This window comes from Methanooceanicella nereidis, assembly GCF_021023085.1.
In the GTDB taxonomy this organism is placed as follows: Archaea; Halobacteriota; Methanocellia; order Methanocellales; family Methanocellaceae; genus Methanooceanicella; species Methanooceanicella nereidis.
Genome location: NZ_PGCK01000007.1, coordinates 122,368 through 139,909 on the forward strand (window position 1 = coordinate 122,368; position 17,542 = coordinate 139,909).

21 protein-coding genes are annotated in these 17,542 nt (G+C 44.5%); 9 read left to right on the forward strand and 12 right to left on the reverse strand.

The window, feature by feature from the left end; all coding sequences use genetic code 11:
* Positions 1-49: 49 nt before the first annotated feature.
* The 4 genes from CUJ83_RS09620 (at position 50) to pdxS (ending at position 3,204) form a co-directional block, all read left to right on the forward strand.
* Positions 50-214 (forward strand): hypothetical protein, encoded by a 165-nt coding sequence (locus CUJ83_RS09620; RefSeq protein ID WP_230742091.1) that lies wholly within the window; start codon positions 50-52, stop codon positions 212-214.
* 230 nt (positions 215-444) lie between these two features.
* Positions 445-1,365 (forward strand): ABC transporter ATP-binding protein, encoded by a 921-nt coding sequence (locus CUJ83_RS09625; protein ID WP_230742092.1) that lies wholly within the window; start codon positions 445-447, stop codon positions 1,363-1,365.
* 2 nt (positions 1,366-1,367) lie between these two features.
* Positions 1,368-2,096, forward strand: coding sequence for an ABC transporter permease subunit (locus CUJ83_RS09630; RefSeq protein ID WP_230742093.1), 729 nt, complete (start codon positions 1,368-1,370; stop codon positions 2,094-2,096).
* Between the two features lie 211 nt (positions 2,097-2,307).
* Positions 2,308-3,204, forward strand: a complete 897-nt coding sequence (gene pdxS / locus CUJ83_RS09635) for a pyridoxal 5'-phosphate synthase lyase subunit PdxS (RefSeq protein ID WP_230742094.1) — start codon at positions 2,308-2,310, stop codon at positions 3,202-3,204.
* A gap of 13 nt (positions 3,205-3,217) precedes the next feature.
* On the opposite strand, the gene CUJ83_RS09640 is transcribed toward pdxS, so the two are convergent.
* A complete protein-coding gene (locus CUJ83_RS09640; protein WP_230742095.1) occupies positions 3,218-3,646 on the reverse strand; it encodes a M67 family metallopeptidase in 429 nt (142 codons plus the stop codon).
* A gap of 128 nt (positions 3,647-3,774) precedes the next feature.
* Here CUJ83_RS09640 and CUJ83_RS09645 point away from each other — a divergent pair, with 128 nt between their 5' ends.
* Complete coding sequence (locus CUJ83_RS09645) at positions 3,775-4,398, forward strand: hypothetical protein (protein WP_230742096.1); 624 nt, start codon at positions 3,775-3,777, stop codon at positions 4,396-4,398.
* A 263-nt stretch (positions 4,399-4,661) separates the two neighbouring features.
* Here CUJ83_RS09645 and nucS read toward each other — a convergent pair whose 3' ends face one another.
* The 3 genes from nucS to CUJ83_RS09660 all read right to left on the reverse strand — a co-directional run bounded on the left by nucS (position 4,662) and on the right by CUJ83_RS09660 (position 6,831).
* A complete protein-coding gene (nucS, locus tag CUJ83_RS09650) occupies positions 4,662-5,414 on the reverse strand; it encodes an endonuclease NucS (RefSeq protein ID WP_230742097.1) in 753 nt (250 codons plus the stop codon).
* A gap of 181 nt (positions 5,415-5,595) precedes the next feature.
* Positions 5,596-5,880: a hypothetical protein gene (locus CUJ83_RS09655; RefSeq protein WP_230742098.1), complete on the reverse strand. Its 285-nt coding sequence runs from the start codon at positions 5,878-5,880 to the stop codon at positions 5,596-5,598.
* An 18-nt stretch (positions 5,881-5,898) separates the two neighbouring features.
* Complete coding sequence (locus CUJ83_RS09660; RefSeq protein WP_230742099.1) at positions 5,899-6,831, reverse strand: deoxyhypusine synthase; 933 nt, start codon at positions 6,829-6,831, stop codon at positions 5,899-5,901.
* Positions 6,832-6,948: 117 nt separating this feature from the next.
* On the opposite strand from CUJ83_RS09660, the gene CUJ83_RS09665 reads away from it, so the two are divergent.
* The 4 genes from CUJ83_RS09665 to CUJ83_RS09680 all read left to right on the forward strand — a co-directional run bounded on the left by CUJ83_RS09665 (position 6,949) and on the right by CUJ83_RS09680 (position 10,413).
* Complete coding sequence (locus CUJ83_RS09665) at positions 6,949-7,848, forward strand: ABC transporter ATP-binding protein (protein ID WP_230742100.1); 900 nt, start codon at positions 6,949-6,951, stop codon at positions 7,846-7,848.
* Positions 7,849-7,874: 26 nt separating this feature from the next.
* Complete coding sequence (locus CUJ83_RS09670) at positions 7,875-8,840, forward strand: GNAT family N-acetyltransferase (protein ID WP_230742101.1); 966 nt, start codon at positions 7,875-7,877, stop codon at positions 8,838-8,840.
* Between the two features lie 13 nt (positions 8,841-8,853).
* The gene (thiL, locus tag CUJ83_RS09675) at positions 8,854-9,822 is read left to right on the forward strand and encodes a thiamine-phosphate kinase (protein ID WP_230742102.1); all 969 of its coding nucleotides are present in this window, start codon (positions 8,854-8,856) and stop codon (positions 9,820-9,822) included.
* A 93-nt stretch (positions 9,823-9,915) separates the two neighbouring features.
* Entirely contained in the window at positions 9,916-10,413 is a 498-nt protein-coding gene (locus CUJ83_RS09680; protein ID WP_230742103.1) for a nitroreductase family protein, read from the forward strand.
* A gap of 16 nt (positions 10,414-10,429) precedes the next feature.
* On the opposite strand, the gene CUJ83_RS09685 is transcribed toward CUJ83_RS09680, so the two are convergent.
* The 8 genes from CUJ83_RS09685 to CUJ83_RS09720 form a co-directional block, all read right to left on the reverse strand.
* On the reverse strand, positions 10,430-10,753 hold the full coding sequence (locus CUJ83_RS09685) for a PDGLE domain-containing protein (protein ID WP_230742104.1): 324 nt from the start codon (positions 10,751-10,753) through the stop codon (positions 10,430-10,432).
* Positions 10,754-10,762: 9 nt separating this feature from the next.
* Positions 10,763-11,485 (reverse strand): cobalt transporter CbiM, encoded by a 723-nt coding sequence (gene cbiM / locus CUJ83_RS09690; protein ID WP_230742105.1) that lies wholly within the window; start codon positions 11,483-11,485, stop codon positions 10,763-10,765.
* A 299-nt stretch (positions 11,486-11,784) separates the two neighbouring features.
* Positions 11,785-12,615, reverse strand: a complete 831-nt coding sequence (locus CUJ83_RS09695) for an energy-coupling factor ABC transporter ATP-binding protein (RefSeq protein ID WP_230742106.1) — start codon at positions 12,613-12,615, stop codon at positions 11,785-11,787.
* Between the two features lie 9 nt (positions 12,616-12,624).
* Positions 12,625-13,563 carry a cobalt ECF transporter T component CbiQ gene (cbiQ, locus tag CUJ83_RS09700; protein ID WP_230742107.1) on the reverse strand — a complete coding sequence of 313 codons (939 nt, stop codon included), beginning with the start codon at positions 13,561-13,563 and terminating at the stop codon, positions 12,625-12,627.
* Between the two features lie 9 nt (positions 13,564-13,572).
* On the reverse strand, positions 13,573-13,995 hold the full coding sequence (gene nikR / locus CUJ83_RS09705) for a nickel-responsive transcriptional regulator NikR (RefSeq protein ID WP_230742108.1): 423 nt from the start codon (positions 13,993-13,995) through the stop codon (positions 13,573-13,575).
* A gap of 193 nt (positions 13,996-14,188) precedes the next feature.
* Positions 14,189-15,310, reverse strand: a complete 1,122-nt coding sequence (locus tag CUJ83_RS09710; RefSeq protein ID WP_230742109.1) for a TIGR04084 family radical SAM/SPASM domain-containing protein — start codon at positions 15,308-15,310, stop codon at positions 14,189-14,191.
* Positions 15,311-15,413: 103 nt separating this feature from the next.
* Entirely contained in the window at positions 15,414-15,965 is a 552-nt protein-coding gene (locus CUJ83_RS09715) for a hypothetical protein (protein ID WP_230742110.1), read from the reverse strand.
* A gap of 637 nt (positions 15,966-16,602) precedes the next feature.
* A complete protein-coding gene (locus CUJ83_RS09720; protein WP_230742111.1) occupies positions 16,603-17,532 on the reverse strand; it encodes an alpha/beta hydrolase in 930 nt (309 codons plus the stop codon).
* Positions 17,533-17,542: the final 10 nt, after the last annotated feature.

Genomic DNA, 17,542 nt, shown 5'->3' on the forward strand with positions numbered 1-17,542 from the left:
ATTTAAATGATAATCCTTTATGGACTCATTGATATTCTGGAGATAAACGATGCCACAGATAGCGGACATCCTGGTTAGTTACCTGTATGCGGTCATAATATCATTCGTATCGATAATAGCTCTATTTCTCATGCCTCCGGCCGGTATTGCCATGTTCTTATATCTATCCGGGTATTTGAGGCATGAATTGAAAGGGCATGATGTGCCGCACTAAATTTGAAAATATCATTTACTTTTTCAGTCAATTACAGGCGATTAATACTATGAAATGCCCGTACGATCCATTGACCTTCGATAGTTCATGATAGTTCAACATCATTGATGTTTTCCGAATTTACCTGTCACGGTCAATATATGACAGGATTCTGTCAAAATTTTTCTTATATACTCTCAAGTCCGATATTTTGCTGACATATCATCATTCGAACATTACAGTTGATAAATATGATAACGGCAAAAGGACTGACAAAATTATATGACGGAAAACACGGCATCCGGAACATTGACCTGTACGTCAGGAAAGGAAGCACTTTTGGTTTCCTCGGAAAGAATGGCTCCGGCAAGACTACGACAATAAAGATCCTGATCGGCTTATTAAAGCCCGACTCCGGCATCGCAAGTGTAGGGGGGTACGATGTATCATCTGACCCGATGCCAGTAAGAAGGATGATAGGCTATTTGCCTGAGACAGTCGGATTATATGAGTATCTTACAGCATTCGATACTCTTGACTATACTGCAAGGCTCCACCGCATTAAGGCCGGCGACAGGAAAGAGCGTATTGAGCATATACTAAAAGATCTCGACCTCTACGATTCAAGGAATATCAAGATCGGAAATTTTTCAAAGGGCATGAGACAAAAGCTCGCGCTGGGACGGGCGCTGATAAATGATCCGGATGTCCTATTCCTCGATGAGCCGACATCCGGCCTGGACCCACAGGCTTCGCGTAATATCGAGGCTCTTATCAAAGATCTCAAAAAAGAAGGAAAGACAGTCTTTATCACTTCACATATATTATCCGAAGTTGAAAAAATGTGCGATAGCGTGTCAATCCTAAAGGAAGGTACAATACGCGCTTCAGGAAGCATGGCCGATATTAAGGCAAAATACTCGAGCCCGTCGATACTGGTCAGGGTATCCGGCGCCCCTTTAAATGCAGAGAAGGCTGCGGGCATCCTGGTATCGATAGGGGCGGAGCAAGTTGAGGTCCTGGACGATTGCGTATCGCTGAAGACAGGCCGCCCGGAAGAACTGATGCCTGCAGTGAACAGGGCGCTGCTGGAAGCGAACATCCCGGTAGTAGAGCTAAAGAGAATGGAACCTGCGCTTGAGGATGTATATTTTAAGGTCATGGAGGAATAAATATGGTAAGCGTTATCGGGGACCTGGCAAGGAAAGAGATACTATCGTACTATCGAAGCAAACCGGCTATCATCAGGAATATATTAATGCTGGCGATATTCTCTGTTGTCCCTATCCAGCAGATACATGCCGTTCTCGTCAGCGGAGGGTATACTGCATCAGCGCTTACAGGCGCTCTTGAGTATTTGCTACTGTTCGCGTCGTTTTACGCTGTGGTAGTATCCAGCACAATATCCGCGATGGCATTTCCTCTTGAGAAGGATCAAAAGACGATAGAGCACCTGCTATCTTTGCCTCTGACGGATGGCGAAATATTCCTGGGGAAAGTTTTCGCGGCAGTGATATCCGGATTACTTTCTCTGGCTTTTATATTCTCAATAATAGTGGGATATACGTTTTTTGCGGACGGAAGCAGGATCGTGTGGGATAGCGGGCTTCTGACACCATCGCTGATATTAGTCGTGTTCCTCCTTGCCCCCATGGTCGTAGTATTGTCCGTGTTCCTGATAGTCGCTGTGTCAGGCTTCGTTTCCAGCACGAACGAGGCATATATGTCTAGCTTCGTCGTCCTCGGAGTTTTACTCGGCCTGATATTCGCAAAGGCCTATCTCCCTGTAGAGCCGTTGATCTTCAATTTGCTTTTACTGGCCGTACTTTTAACGGCGATCTTTTTAGCCTATTTTATCAGTGTAAAGACATTCAACCGGGAAAGGCTGATATCAAGGGCTTGAAATAGGGCACCGACGCTGACAGGCGCTAATTTTTTTTGAAATTTCATCAGCGGATAAGTTTTTCATAGCTTTATCGGTAAGCTTATTTGTTCAAACATAAAAGTATATATCAATTATATGCAATCTCAATTTGAGTTTTTGAACGGAACTCGTAGTATTTAAATATTTAAAATCAGTTAATTAACGCAAATAAATTTATGAAGGTACTATCATGAAGTTAGAAGAGTTACGTCACGGCACCACCCTGTTAAAGAGAGGATTCGCCAAAATGCAGAAAGGCGGAGTGATAATGGATGTGGTGAACCCGGAACAGGCTAAGATCGCGGAGGATGCGGGAGCCGTAGCCGTAATGGCATTACAGGCCGTCCCTGCCGACATAAGAAAAGCCGGCGGCGTAGCAAGAATGGCGGACCCGGCCATCGTCGAGGATATAATCAACGCGGTCACAATACCTGTCATGGCAAAAGCCCGAATAGGGCATTTTGTCGAGGCAGAGATACTGGAAGCATTAGGCGTCGACATGGTTGACGAATCAGAGGTATTAACGCCCGCCGATGAAAAATACCACATCGAAAAGACAAAATTCACAGTACCGTTCGTTTGCGGTGCCAGGGACCTCGGAGAGGCCTTAAGAAGGATCGCCGAAGGCGCAGCCATGATAAGGACTAAGGGAGAGGCAGGCACCGGGGACGTATCCGAGGCAGTCAAGCACATGAAGATGATACAGGGCCAGATACGCGAGCTTAAGGGCAAGACGCATGAGGAGCTTGTCAGGTACGCCAGGACAATTGAAGCGCCTGCAGACCTTCTTATCGAGACCGCAGAGCTACAGAGGATCCCCGTCGTGAACTTCGCAGCTGGCGGTGTCGCGACGCCGGCCGACGCGGCATTGATGATGAGGCTCGGTGCCGACGGAGTATTTGTCGGGTCGGGCATATTCAAGTCAGAAAACCCGGAGAAAATGGCGAAGGCGATCGTAGAGGCCGTAAACAATTACGACAACCCCGCGAAGCTTGCCGAGATATCAAAGGGTATCGGCACCCCGATGAAAGGCATAGGCGTCAGCACCATGCCAAAGGAAGAGATCATCCAGACACGCGGATGGTGATCCCCGATCGACCTTAAGGCAGGCTCGCCTGCCAATCTTTTAATATTATTTTTATCTCTTTTAGGCATTCATCAAAATTGAAAGCCCTGATCTCGTAATCCCTGCCGACAATAAAATGCATCAGGCCCGTGATCTTCATATTCTCAATGTCTTTACCGGATGGCTCGCTGCTATGGTATATATGAGAATGGTACACGCCTGTTATTTCCTTTCCCTGCGAATCTATCGTTTTCCAGACGTGATATAGTCTTTCGGGGTCTATCATGAACTCGTGCCCCGACCCGAGCTTATTTATCATAGGGATCGCTTCTTCGATATCAATAACGTCATCGCGAGTCTTTCCTACAAGTATCCCGCACGCCTCCTCTGGTCGTCTTTCTTTACAATCACCTAATATCTCGTCTATGATGAAGCAAGGTATTTCAATATATTTGATTTTCATGTCCTAAAATAATTATCGAGGCATCTATATTTTACTATGACTATTGTAAAAAAGAGCAAAGAGGTTAAATTTGAGCAAATATAATTCAATCTGCCAGTAATAGAAAACATCAAAAATCAATAAAGAGGTTGATAAACCTGACATCAAAGACAATCAGGCTAACGTTCATTACGTTAACCATCATAGCGTTCATCCTGTCAGCAGGATGCGTGGGTTACTTAAAGAACCCGATCAAATCGACGCCAACCCCGGCGCCGACGGTAACGGCCACACCATCCCCGGAACCCACAAAAAAGCCGGTCAATGAAACGGTAGAGCGCCATTACCAGTATATCGAGAAATTTTATGCCGGCATAGAAAAATTTAACCGCGGCATAGACTTCATATATAAAAGCCAGTCTTATGCAAACGACATGGACTGGAATAATGCAAGTTCCTATGCGTTAAAAGCCCGCGACAGCATGGAGGATGCTAAGGTCTTGTTTAAGGATATGGAGCAATATGCATTGAACGACAACGAGCTAAGGTTAAGCCAAAAGTGGTACGAGACAGCTGACCATAGTTCGGTTTGCTATGGATATCATAGCGATGCTTATATTGAGCATGAATTCCAGGATTCGAAGGAGACTCCTAACTACATAAAATTCAACTATTACGTAGAACAGGCAAACCACTACAATTCGCTTGCACAGCAAAGCAGGATGCAGGCAGAAGAGCTGCAGAGCGGTGTCAATACCACCATATACGTATAAAGACACTGCTTAATTCTTTTTTATGATTTTTAGGGGTAAAAGTATCCCGGTCATATCCGATTTGAATAAAATTTATTGCTTATTTGGAAAGGATATATGGCATTTAAAGTTCCCGCCTGATTATGGCTGATCAGGTGCGAATCAACCCATCCAAATAAGCGGTTTGACTTAATACCGTATTATAAATTTATAGTTTTCGGAAATAGATTTTTAAACGGTCAATAGTTTATTTAATTAACTTAACAATTTATATAGATGTATTTTTAAAATATGTCCAGTGATGCCTGTTTTTTATCTTTCAGCTCGAATTCCCATTCAACCTTCCTGTACTCGAGTCCTTTTTGCTCAATGAGCGTTTTTGCGAGTTCCGATACTCGCGGTGCGCAGAGTATCCCTCTCATTTTTATCTCTCCGTTCTTCTTTCTAAAGTCAGTCAGGTATGCCTCTAACTGGTACACTGCCGACGGAGTTATCGATGACCTTTTTACCTCTATCACCACGGTGGTGCCTTCCCTGTCCTCGCATAGCAGGTCTATGAATCCCGAGTTGGTGACCTTTTCGCGACTTACGACCCTCAGACCTTCCTCTATTACTGACGGATCCTCGACTATCTTATTGACAATGTCCGACTCCTCACCGATGATATTTAATTCCGCACCGTCATCAAGCTGGAATACGCTTAGAGAATGAATATGCAAAAAATGCACGTGCATATGCTCCTGTGGGCTGGTTCTTTTCGCCTCTATCGTCAGGCCGTCATCCAGCGCATATCTTATCTTCGTGCCCGGCGGCTGCCAGTTTAACGGCTCCCTTTTTTGATTGTTATGGACCATGATGGTGCCGTCCGCTTTTATTATTAACAGGCGGTCCCCATAATCTAAAAAAGATTTCGCACGCCCGGAATACTCTACCTTACAGTTACCTACTAACGTGACCATCAATTTTTTAACGCCTGACCGGGATTCTTCCAGCATGGTAAAAGCTTCTTCCGCCCCGGGATTGATAAGATATTTCATTGCTTCTGATACAATACCTAAAAGTAAATAAATTGAACGAAATGGATTGCAATATTATGTAAAAAAGGTATATGTATTTTTGTGTTTCTGTTTTTTTCATGAGGTCAGCATCTACCAGCCATCCGAAAAGAAACAACACCAAAAAATCAAAAAAAGCCTAAGAATAAAAAAGAAATGATCTTCACTCAAGAGTTTCCATTATCCTGGGACACCAGATCGTCTTTCCTGCCGGGCATCCTTTCTCGGAGCCGATATTCTGGCATTTAATACAGTCTCCCATCTCTTTGGCGACGTTCTGGTAAAGCTTTCCGTAATCTTCAACGCTGTAATCTTTCATCTCATTATCGATAAGATCCTGTCCTATCGTCGATAAAGCTTCCTTGAAACCCTCTACATATCCTTTCAAATATTCTTCGCTCTTTCCCTTTTTTTCTATCGTATCGATCTTTTCCTTGATCTCAGTCATCATTATCACCCGATATAACTACATTTTATTTTTCCTTTCTTTCAATGTCGCCAGCATGATCGGCAGTGCGATCGTCGCGTCACAGTAAACCTGGACGGCTTTGGCGTTATCTCCTACTTTGCCCCAGCTTCTGGCCTCGTCGAGAGTCGCTCCCGATAGCCCTCCTGTCTCAGCGCGGTCCATCGTCACCTGTATCACATAGTCGAAACCGCCCCTGGGCGTTACGAGCATGCTCTGCAGCACATAGTTCTTCGGCACGCCTCCGCCTATGAGCAGCGCTCCCGTCCTCTTTGCCCCATAGCAGGTATCCATGAATTCCCTCATATCCGCGAAGGCATCCACAGTAAGCTTATTCATTTGCTTATATAGCCATGCCTGCAGGCCTAATACGGAATCCTGTATGGCAGGACAGTATATCGGGACTCCCATGTCATATGCGCTCCTCAGGATGGAATGTTTATCATCGAGGTTTTTACCGATCTCGGATAACAATTCCCTTATCGAATATACTTTTGACGGGTCCATGCTCCCGTATATGCCCTGCATCTTTTCCTCGAGGACACCGAAGCAACCCTCGTCCAAAAATACGTCATAGATACGGTTAATATGCTTGTTTTTCAGCTCTATGTCATCCGCCGTGTCGGAGCCCTTTTCATGGTAACCGCCTACTGCCTCGATAGCATCATGGACCATGTTAGCTCCCGTCGTGACAAGAATGTCTATGTGTCCATCACGTATCATATCAGAAACAATATTTCTCATTCCCGCGGGCACCATGGCGCCTGAAAGCCCGAAAAATTTAGTGACGCCGTCATCCTGCATCTCTTCAAGTATGTCACAGGCCATTGCGAGCCTGCCCGCGCCGAAAGCACATCCGTTCATCTCTTTCACGAGATCGTTCACTGTCATGGTTCCGCGAATATTGGCATGTTGAATTCTATTCTCGTACATCTCTGGTCTCTCAACTAATATGCACAGGGTATTATCAAGTTTGTCTATAACGTCCTCCAACAAGTTATTGTATATTTATGTAGTTATTAGTAATCTACAGGATAAAGTGATAGCGTGGTGGAAGCTCACGGGCTGGTCAAATATTTCGGGAGCGTAAAAGCTCTGGATAATTTTGAGATGTCGGTCAGAAAGAACACTGTTCATGGTCTTGTAGGGCCTAACGGTAGCGGAAAAAGCACGATCATCAGGATACTTTCCGCGGATCTAAAGCCTGATTCTGGAGACGTGACCATACTCGGTGTTCCCGTGTCCAGTGTCCGGGAGATCCGGTCTATGGTAAGCCTGGTGCCTGAACTTTCTGCCATACCTGACAGGCAATCACCCAAAAAGATATTTGAAAAGGCCGGAAGGTCGGCCCGCTTACACAGGGAAGAGATCCAGTATAGAATATCCGTTCTATCCGAGATTTTAGAGCTTGACAGCTTACTTGACAGGAATGCCGGAGAATTATCACTGGGCATGAGGAGACGCCTTTGTCTGGGCTTATCCCTTATTAAAGATTCCAGCGTATTGCTGATGGACGGCTCTCTGGCAGAGCTGGACCCCGGGTTTTGCGTGAAGTTCATGGAGGTCATACGGGAACAGAACGACAAGACCGTCGTCCTTACTGCGAATAACATGAGCGTCATTGACCGGGTATGCGACGGCGTAACGATCATACGCGACGGGACCACTCTTTTGAATGAGAGCGTGATGTCGATAAGGCATAAAATAGGCAAGCCCGCAGTCACGATAAAAGTAAGCCCGATCAACAGGGCTAAGCTTGAAGCAGCGCTTCGCCAGCAAATGTACGTGAACAATTTATATACGGGCGAAGATTCCATTATTGTTGAAGTGGACGATATAATTCATATCCCTGTCGTGATCCGCCATGCTGCGGCGCATACGGAAATATACGAGGCAAGGCAGACCATGACAGGCATTGAAGACCTGTATCATACCTTCATAGGGTCTTAACCGGACCTTCATTGGTGTGTCGATGCATGGAAGATAATTTATCAAACGAGTATAGCGGCAAGGATACAAAGATAAGGTACGCCAGGCTGGATGACGCGTCTGCCATATGTAACATACACAGGTCACATATCGACAGCTGGTACCGGCTATTTGACGGAAAAAGGTACGAGACCGGTTACGAATCGATGACTTTGAGCGAAAGATGCGGCACCGGCGGCCCATGGATGAGTGTCGAGACCTGCTCCATCCATTTAAATAATCTTATCCTGCGGAGACATTATCCCATAGTTTTCGAGCATCGCGGCTCGCTGCTCGGAGAGATGGAGCTTTTTATAAGCCGTGAGGGCAGCACATTTGGAAAAAACGCACATATCGGACTTCTATATGTTAAAAAGGGCCATACGAGAAAAGGCATAGGAAGAGCCCTGGTCGATAAGGCTATAGATATCGCCAGGGAGAACGCATGCGATACCGTGACCGTGTCATCGGGAATGAGCACGGAAGGGTTCTATGAAAGCTGCGGCTTTAAGAAGACTTCGGCGCTAGGAGAGGTCAGGATAAAGACCCGTGATCATGACGTAGACATAAGGTCATTGAAAGCCCCGGTAAACATCCAGTCATTCGTATGGGGTAAAGAGATGCGTCCGGGCAGGTATCAGAGTTCCGCGTACCACATCTTTGAAATGCATGACAATATCGCCTTACCGGTATATGCGAATATTTCCCGGCAAAATATATATTACGAGGTCAATGGGAAAAGTTCGGCCGTATCCTGTTTAACCTATGACACTACGCCTCCGAAGACTATATTTTTCGGGTGGACCGATGGGGCCACACTTGCGGAAATGTTATTATCGTCCCTGACGATTTTACATAAAAGGGGCGTGGAAACGGCACATACGATAATGACCATGGAAGAGCATGAGTCAATATCGGATAAGATCGAATCTGATGTTACCGGCCTTCGCAGCATGATGCTGTACCGGCTTTAAAGGATGATCTATCATGAAAGTGAATGAGATAGGCGAAATTGGGCTGATCAATCGTTTTTCTAAGATCCTGCGTTCCGAATACCTTGGCGATGACTGTGCCGTCCTTGACCTCGGCGAAGATTATCTGGTGGTCACGATAGACATGCTCCACCGTATCACGGATTTCCCTTATGAGATGACGCCGTATGATATTGGCTGGATGAGCGTGGCTGTAAGCCTGAGCGACGTGGCGTCCATGGGCGCGAAGCCGACAGGAGTAGTCGCCGCCGTAGGGCTTCCCGGGGATACCGAAGTCGAATTCGCGGAAGGTATCATTTCAGGCATGAGCGAATGTGCAAGATCTTACGGTACGGAGATAATCGGCGGCGATACCGACCAGCATGCAGAGCTCACTATCGTAACTACGGCACTGGGCAGAGTGGATAAAGATAAGGTAAAACTACGCTCAAAGGCAAAGGTAGGCGACCTGCTTTGCGTCACGGGATACGTGGGCACTCCAGCAGCGGGATATAAGGTAATAATAGAGGAAAGAGCAGTTCCTGAAGACGATAAAAAATTACTGTCAAAATATTTCTTCAAGCCGATGCCGCGTGTGGAGGAGGGCATTAAACTTTCAAAGTACCCGTTCGTCACGTCCATGATAGATATGAGCGACGGCCTGGGCAAATCAATATACGAGCTATCGACAGCGAGCGACGTGGGCTTTTTAGTGGATGCGGATAGCCTGCCTTTAAGGCCAGAGACAATAAGGCTGGCGAAAGATCGTAAAGAGTTACTGGAAATGGCTATATGCTTCGGCGGTGAGTTCGAGCTATTATTTACCGTCAGCCCCGATAAAATAGATGATATAAGCGATGTAGCGTTTACCATTATCGGAAAGGTGGTCGAAGAAGGGCTTACTCTGGATGATAAGGGTAAAAGAAGCGAGATCGTCTGTAAGGGATACGAGCACCTGAGGAAAAAAAGAAACGACGTCCATTAAAAGACCCTCCCGGAACATGGCGGAGATCAAATGGGTGTGCATCGGTGCTATTTTAAATAATCTTAAATATTTTAAATTCACATATATTTAATTATGGACTTTACTCTTGTTATTAAAACCCGAAGAAGCATAAGAAATTTTCAAGTCAATGAGATACCTGAAAATGACATCAAAGAGATACTGGAATGCGCAAGGCTTGCCCCGACCGCAAGGAATGTGCAGCCATGGCTCATAGGGACTGTCACGGATAAGGGGATCTTAGCCGGGATCGCGGACGCGACCGACCACGGGAAATTCATAAAGGATGCCGCAGCCTGTTTTGCTGTGTTTTGCGTTAAAAGCGAAAAATATTATCTTGAAGACGGCTGCGCGGCCACTATGAACATTATACATGCTGCAGCTGCAAAGGGCTTAGGTACATGCTGGGTGGCAGGCGATAAAAAGCCCTATGGTGAGACTATAAGAAAATTATTGAACGTTCCTGATGATTATACGCTCGTATCGCTTGTAGCGGCAGGGTACGCCGCCGATCATCCGAGGCCGTTGAAAAAGACAATGGAAGAAGTGACTTTTAGAAATAAATATGTTTAAAAAGAAACGGAATTATCTATTCCGTTTCATTTTTTGCCACGAGCTTTCCTATTACGTATATTGTTCCGCCGCAGAGAATGACTCCAACGACCGCCGATAATATATATCCGATTATCGCGCCTACGGTCGTATCATTGTCTGCGAACCCGTAATCCGGCAGGGGCGCATAATTCCAGAACGATGAAAGTTCTTCCAGGCCGGAAGGTAAGTATCCTATCTTTTCTTCCAGTTCCTCGCTTCCCCATTCCCCGAAAGTTTCACCGGTCGCTATTAAGCCCAGCGGCACTAAGATGATCAATATCGCCAGCGCAATTATAAGGTTTCTTAAAGTCTTATCCATATTATCGCCTCATGCCGATACCGGGGGTTTATCGGTCTTAAATCTCTTCGTTCTCTTCTTTTTCTCCATCAGCAGCGATGGGTCAGTCTTCTGTATATACGCCAGTATCACGGCGGTAATGATCGCCTCGACAAAGCTGAAGAATATTATATGCTCTGCTAACATTGCTGGCATGGTTATCTCAAGGCCGTATGGCATATACAGGGGATTGCCGCTGGCATCCTGATGGAGCATCGGCTGTATCCCGAACATGAATCCCGTAGCTCCGGCTGCTATGGTAAGCGACACATATGCTGCTATCGCCGCAGCGGCTATTCTTTTCTTTGAGGTCACCTCTGATTTTCCGCTAATGAACTTATAAATGTAATACGCGATAAACGGCATCAGGAAGGCCATATTTAAACAGTTCGCGCCGATCGCGGTTATTCCCCCGTCGCCGAATACAAGTGCCTGGATGATCAGTGCGACTGAAATCGAAACAACGGCCGCCCACGGTCCCAGCACTATGCCTATTATTGCCGCCCCTACCGCGTGTCCCTGGCTTCCTCCCGGTATCGGTATGTTGAACATCATTATCACGAACGAGAACGCTGCCGCTAATGCAAGGAGAGGCACCTGTTTTGACCTCAGGTCATTCTTGAGCCTGTAACCTGCATAAGCCCAGATAGGTATCATTATCAAAAAAGCTGCTATATATGTGTATGGCCCTAAATAGCCGTCTGGAATATGCATTAATATCACCTAAATCTATTCTAGTAACTAAAGTTATAAAAATATATCGATTAGTAACACTAACTATGAACATTAAAATTTATATTATTACATTTTTTAAACATTTAGATCCGATCTTAATTTAGATAAATTAAAATTATTACCTATGCACTTTGTTTTTATTATTGGCTTATTCATTGTTTTTTATGATGTAAAAATATCCGGGTAAATTATATTTGGCATGATATGTTATAAATATCACTAAAAGTAACATAAATAAAAAATATTGTAACACAAATTACTTAAAAATATTTTATATTTTATGTTAAATGATCATGTTCATGCTCATTGCTATGGCCATGATAGTGCTGGTGCTTTATAGCGCCATGGCGATGCATATGTTTATGGATAAGGTTTGTATTTAGCAGGATGTCCAGATCGTTTATGACGACAGAAGTCTCGTTGTCTGTCCTGACCATATGATCTTCTCCCATCACGATCGCCCTGTTACTTATCTGCTCGACTATGTCCAGGTCATGAGTTGCGGTTATGATGGTCTTTCCGGCATCACCGAGTTCCTGTAAGAGCTCTATGAGCCAGAGCTGTGTTCTGGGGTCCAGGCCGCCCGTAGGCTCATCGAGAAGAAGCACGTCGGGATTGGTCGCAAGTACGGATGCGATACTTACCTTTTTCTTTTCGCCTCCGCTTAATGTGTGCGGCGCCCTTTCTTTCAGTTTTTCAATACCGACAAATGACATGACGTCATCTACACGGGACATAATCTCATCCTTTGGCATATCAAGCTGTAATGGCCCGAAGGCTATCTCATCATATACTGTCGAGGAAAATAGCTGTATGTCGGAGTTCTGGAACACAAAACCCACTTTCTTCCTGAAGAAAGTGCAAAAATCGTCTTCGGCAAGGGTGTCGAAAGTGTCTTCAGTGACCTCATTCCCGAACGCAAAAAATTCTCCCGATGTAGGATATATTAAACCGTTCAATATCGCTAAAAGGGTGGACTTTCCGCTGCCGTTAGCCCCCATGATGACTACGCGCTCGCCCTTACCTATGCTCAGGTCAATATTTTTAAGCGCATCTATGTTTCCCGCATATGAATACGAAACATTCTTTAGCTCAAATATCGGCTGCATGATAAAACCTTAAATATGTATTATATTACTCGAGATCAACACCAGCGCCACGCTAAAGGTGATACAGAAGAACCCCGCAACATAGTCGCGCGGCATCATATTATACTCCTGCAATATCTTGATCTCGCCGTTAAAACCCCTCGAGATCATTGCCTGGTGGACTTTTTCGCTCATATTGATGGATCTGATAAGCGTGTATCCTATGCGCTCCCCAACCCATTTTTGCTCTTCTATCGTGCTTCGTTTTTTTATCGTCCTGCTTTTCTTCGCTATGTGCATGTCCCTGATGATATCCATGAACAGGAAAATGTACCTATAGCACATGTCTAGCGTAATGACATATATCTTCGGGACCTTTAAGGACCTCAGCGACTTGAAAAGCACCTGCCGGGGCGTAGTTAAAAATAACAGGACGACAGCTGATACACATGCCGCGACCCTTAAAGTGAACGTGACAGCAAGGATCGTGCCCTGGGATGTGACCGATAATGTTTCCGGTAGTCCGATCGGACCCAGATACGCATCTTTTCCACGATACATAATATCCAGGATACTATCCCCCGGAGTGAAAAGATTGAATATCATCGGCAATACTATCAATCCCGTGAATATGGGGATGAACAGCCATACCCGTTTAATGAAATATGTTATCTTTATCTTGCTTAAATATGCGAATACCAGGGTTAATGAATATACCAGGAATAACAGGTATAAGTCCCTCACGACACTTACGGCAAAGACGATCGAAAAGATCGATATAAGCTTAACGCGAGGATCAAGACCTTGCAGTAACCCGTTTCTTTTTGTAAAGCCCTCTGAAACGATGGTTTCCTGAAAAAATGAAAATATGCCGTCAACGGTTTTTCTAATGAAGTTTTTCTTTTTTGTTGTCGCTCCTGAAAATGTTTCGGGAACCTCTTCGACCTCTTTCATCCATCCAGGGATCATCGGATCGCCTTATAGCTCGGTATTGGGTGATATCGTGGTCAGTTTGACGTGCTTGACGCCTTTAAGGGACATCATCCTTTCAGCGATCTCTTTTACCTGCTTTCCGTTCCCGCGGAGCATGATGATCTCAAGGCAGTTATCATGGTCAAGATGCACATGGACCGAAGACTGTATCATGTTCATGTAATCGTGCTGTAGGTCGGTAAGATTGTTGACGAGGCCTCTCTGGTCGTGGTCATAGATCAGGGTTATGATACCTATTCTGTCTCCTTCTACCTCATTCATCCACTCGTAGTGTAAAATATAATTCCTGATGGCGTCCCTTATACCCTCAGACCTTGAAGAATACCCTCTCTTTGCTATTATCTCGTCAAACCTGTCAAGCAGATTATCGGGAAGTGACACGCCGATACGCATTAGTTCCTGTTCCATGTTAAGCTCCTGTATAATTTGTAATATTAATTATAGCAATATTATTACTTTTGATGTTAAAAAGTTTTTGATGACCTATTTATAAAATTAAAATGCAACTAATGTTGTGCGAATACTATATTTTATGTCTATTTTTATATAAAATCTTGGATTTAAACTGATCACGTTTTTCTTAACACATTTAATAATATTTTTATGGTATTATCTCGCAACTGTTGAACTTAACAAATTCGAAATCCTGCTCCTCGATCCTGCCTTTATCTATTAAGTCCTTGACCTCAGGTAGCGTTTCTCTCAGTGCGTTTAATAAATATTTTATCGTAGAGCAAACTTCGAAAAATCCCTTTTCTCCCCATTTCATAGTAACATTAGAATACAGGCATCTTCCCCCGCAGATGTCAAGCACGTCACAGTTTTTACAGGGTCCGGCGATATATGTCGGATCTAACTTATACGGATCGCTTGAAAATATGTTTCCCGCATAAAAATCTTTAAGGCCCGACATGACGGGACATGGTGAAATATTGCCATCCGTCTGGATATTAAATTCAGCCCATCCTGCGCCGCATCTTAACAATGAGGACTCTCCGGTGAGCATTGACCTCATCACCCCCAGGAACGGGTAAATCTTCAATACTCGGCCTTCCTTTCTCATGGTATCGACCCACTGGCCGATAAGTGCCTGAATTCCAGGATTATAGCTCTGTGTTGCCCATTTAGAAAATTCCCTGCGCTTATAGTCGTTATACCAGAAAAGAGCGTTAAGCTGCCAGTGTACGCTGTCGAATGACAGTTCCGGCGAATTTAGCAGATGGTTGACCTGTCCGTATATATCGGTCTGCTCCATCACGGTCATTCTTGCGATCATTTCCCCGCGGTAGCCATTTTCCCTGATCTGCCTGATATTATCCCTTATCTTTGCATAGACACCCATTCCCCTGTAATAATCGGTAAGGGATTCATCACCGTCTATGGATATGGAGATGGTCGGCAGCCTGTTAATATATTCCGGCTCGAGTCTATCGAGCATCATACCGTTAGTGTGTAATAGAAACCTTTTCGCATGAAGAACATCCATGAGCTCTTTCATCTTATCTATCTCTAGAAGAGGTTCTCCGCCATAGAAGATGACAGTAGCCTCAGGGTCCTTTTCGATGAATTTTTTTAAGGCTTCCGTATCATAGTTTATCCTTTCCGGGATAAAATAATCAATGTCAAGGCCATCGTTATGATCGTTAAAATCATCATAGCATTCCCCGTAACAATACCTGCATTTAAGGTCGCAACCGGTGGTAAGCGTAATAAAAAAATTCACGATGCACTGCCTCTCGCTTGAAAATTGACATCAAATATATGTATCTTATATTTAAAGATATCGGGTATTAGTGAACTCATGGATAAAATATTGGCCTGTATGCCTATCGCATATGATCCTTTTTTGACCTGCTGGCTATCCTCTGGTTTATCGTATCCTCGGCCCACTTGATATAATCTCGCTTTCCATTATCCCGCATTATCAGTGCGCCCTTACATGTCTCATGTATCATCATCTGCCCTTCTTCCCGTGAATAATGTTTTTTTAACAGGTCAACTTTCAGGGCATTCCCGATATATGAGCCGTCCCTTGAATTCCAAAAGTCCGTGACAAGCGCAGGGCTCCTGGCAAATAGGTACAGGTCGCAGGCTCGCTCGCCACCCGGGATCGTGATCGCTCCTGCATAATGGTTTTTATCCTGGAGATAATGCGTGATCTCATGCCCTATGATGTATATGCTGCTGTTCTTTGTCAGCCTTACCGTACCGCTCTGAGGGTCATAGTATGCGCTCTTTGAAGCTTTACCGAACTTGATATTTTCCACTTCCGGGAAAAAGCCGTCTACTACGAACTCTATCCTTCGCTTTAGCTCCGGCGCCTTAATGAACGCATTCTCTATCTCTTTCGAATAATCAATAAACGCCAGGGCTTCCACCTATTTTTGATTATTCCTTATCCATATTATTTTTTGGGTATACAGAAAAATTTTTAGATCTGCCAGTTGACTGCTCAGGTATTACCGGGAGAATATTGAACAAACTTATTAATTTAAATATCAAGTGCGGTTGTTTAAAAATAAAGACTCTCTCATACTATCAATAATATCGGGATGTATCCTATTCATAATTTAATTAGGTCTTTTCTACCACGAAGTGCACGAAGGCGGGTAAGGTGCACAAATTTTGTTAACCACGAAGCGCACGAAGGCGAATAAGGAACACTAGACTGTTAACCACGAAGCGCACGAAGGCGAATAAGGAACACTAGACTGTTAACCACGAAGCGCACGAAGGCGAGTAAGATACACTAATTTTTTTAGTATATGATCATCTTCTAAAAAAGTCTTTTGTGTTCCTTGTTCGCCTTTGTGCGCTTTGTGGTGAGAGTTAGTGGTCCTTGTTCGCCTTTGTGCGCTTTGTGGTTGGAAGTCGTGTCCTTGTTCGCCTTTGTGCGCTTCGTGGTGAAAAAACTTCTTGTTATCTTTAACCCATTAGGACTTTCAAAAAACTCATGGAGATGAGGAATATGTTGATTTTGCAATATATTTTAAAACGATGTCCGGGATATTTTTATCAGGCCGCATTTATCGGAAGTCTTTTGGACAGCCATTTTGCGACGATGTCCTGACCCTTCTCAATGATGTCATAATGTCCCGATGATTCTACGAGCGATATCTCCTTAACATAAGTCTTAAAGCTAGTCAGTATATCATAGGCGCCTTTTACGTCAAAGAACGGGTCATGTGTCGAAAATATCATCAACACCGGGATATTTACCTTTTTAGCCATCTGTTTTTCCATGCCCACGCCGCAAGCTTTGAAGAATGATTTTCCATAGGTTATGTCCTTATTCAGGGCACCCGAATCTTCCAGGGAACCGATGATGTTCTTATCGGCAGGGATATGGTACCTGTTACAAAGCTGCCTGTACTCATCTCCCGAAAGGAATTTATAGCGTCTGGAAGTGCCGCTTATCATACGAATAATATCTTTGAAAGTCGATGACAGAATATGGGGACGCCTGATCTTACTTATGCTTTTTTTGATCCTCGTCGAATACTCGGAGATTATTAAGCCTTTTACTTTATCAGGATTTTCAGAAACATAATAAAGCGATAGTATGCCGCCGAAGTTATGCCCGTACAGGTATATGGCCGCCCTGTCATATTTTGACCTTACATCGTCGATAATAAGATCAAGGTCTTTTATCAACCTGTCAGGCTCCATACTTTCCATGGAGCCTGTAGACCGGCCATGGCCTCGAAGGTCGAACGCATAGAATGTAGTGCCTCTGTCCATCAGTTTCTTAATGGGTATCCTGTTACCGTACGGATCGGATCCGCTGTGCAACCCGATACCATGTAAAAATATGATGACGGAAGTCACTTCCATACCGGGGGGTGACCACTCCCTGAAAAATAGTTTTTCACCATCTTCGGCTTCAATAAAGCCATGCCTGCAGACAGGCATGAACATCTCAGCGCGGCTTGCTTCGGTATGCATAATGTCACTA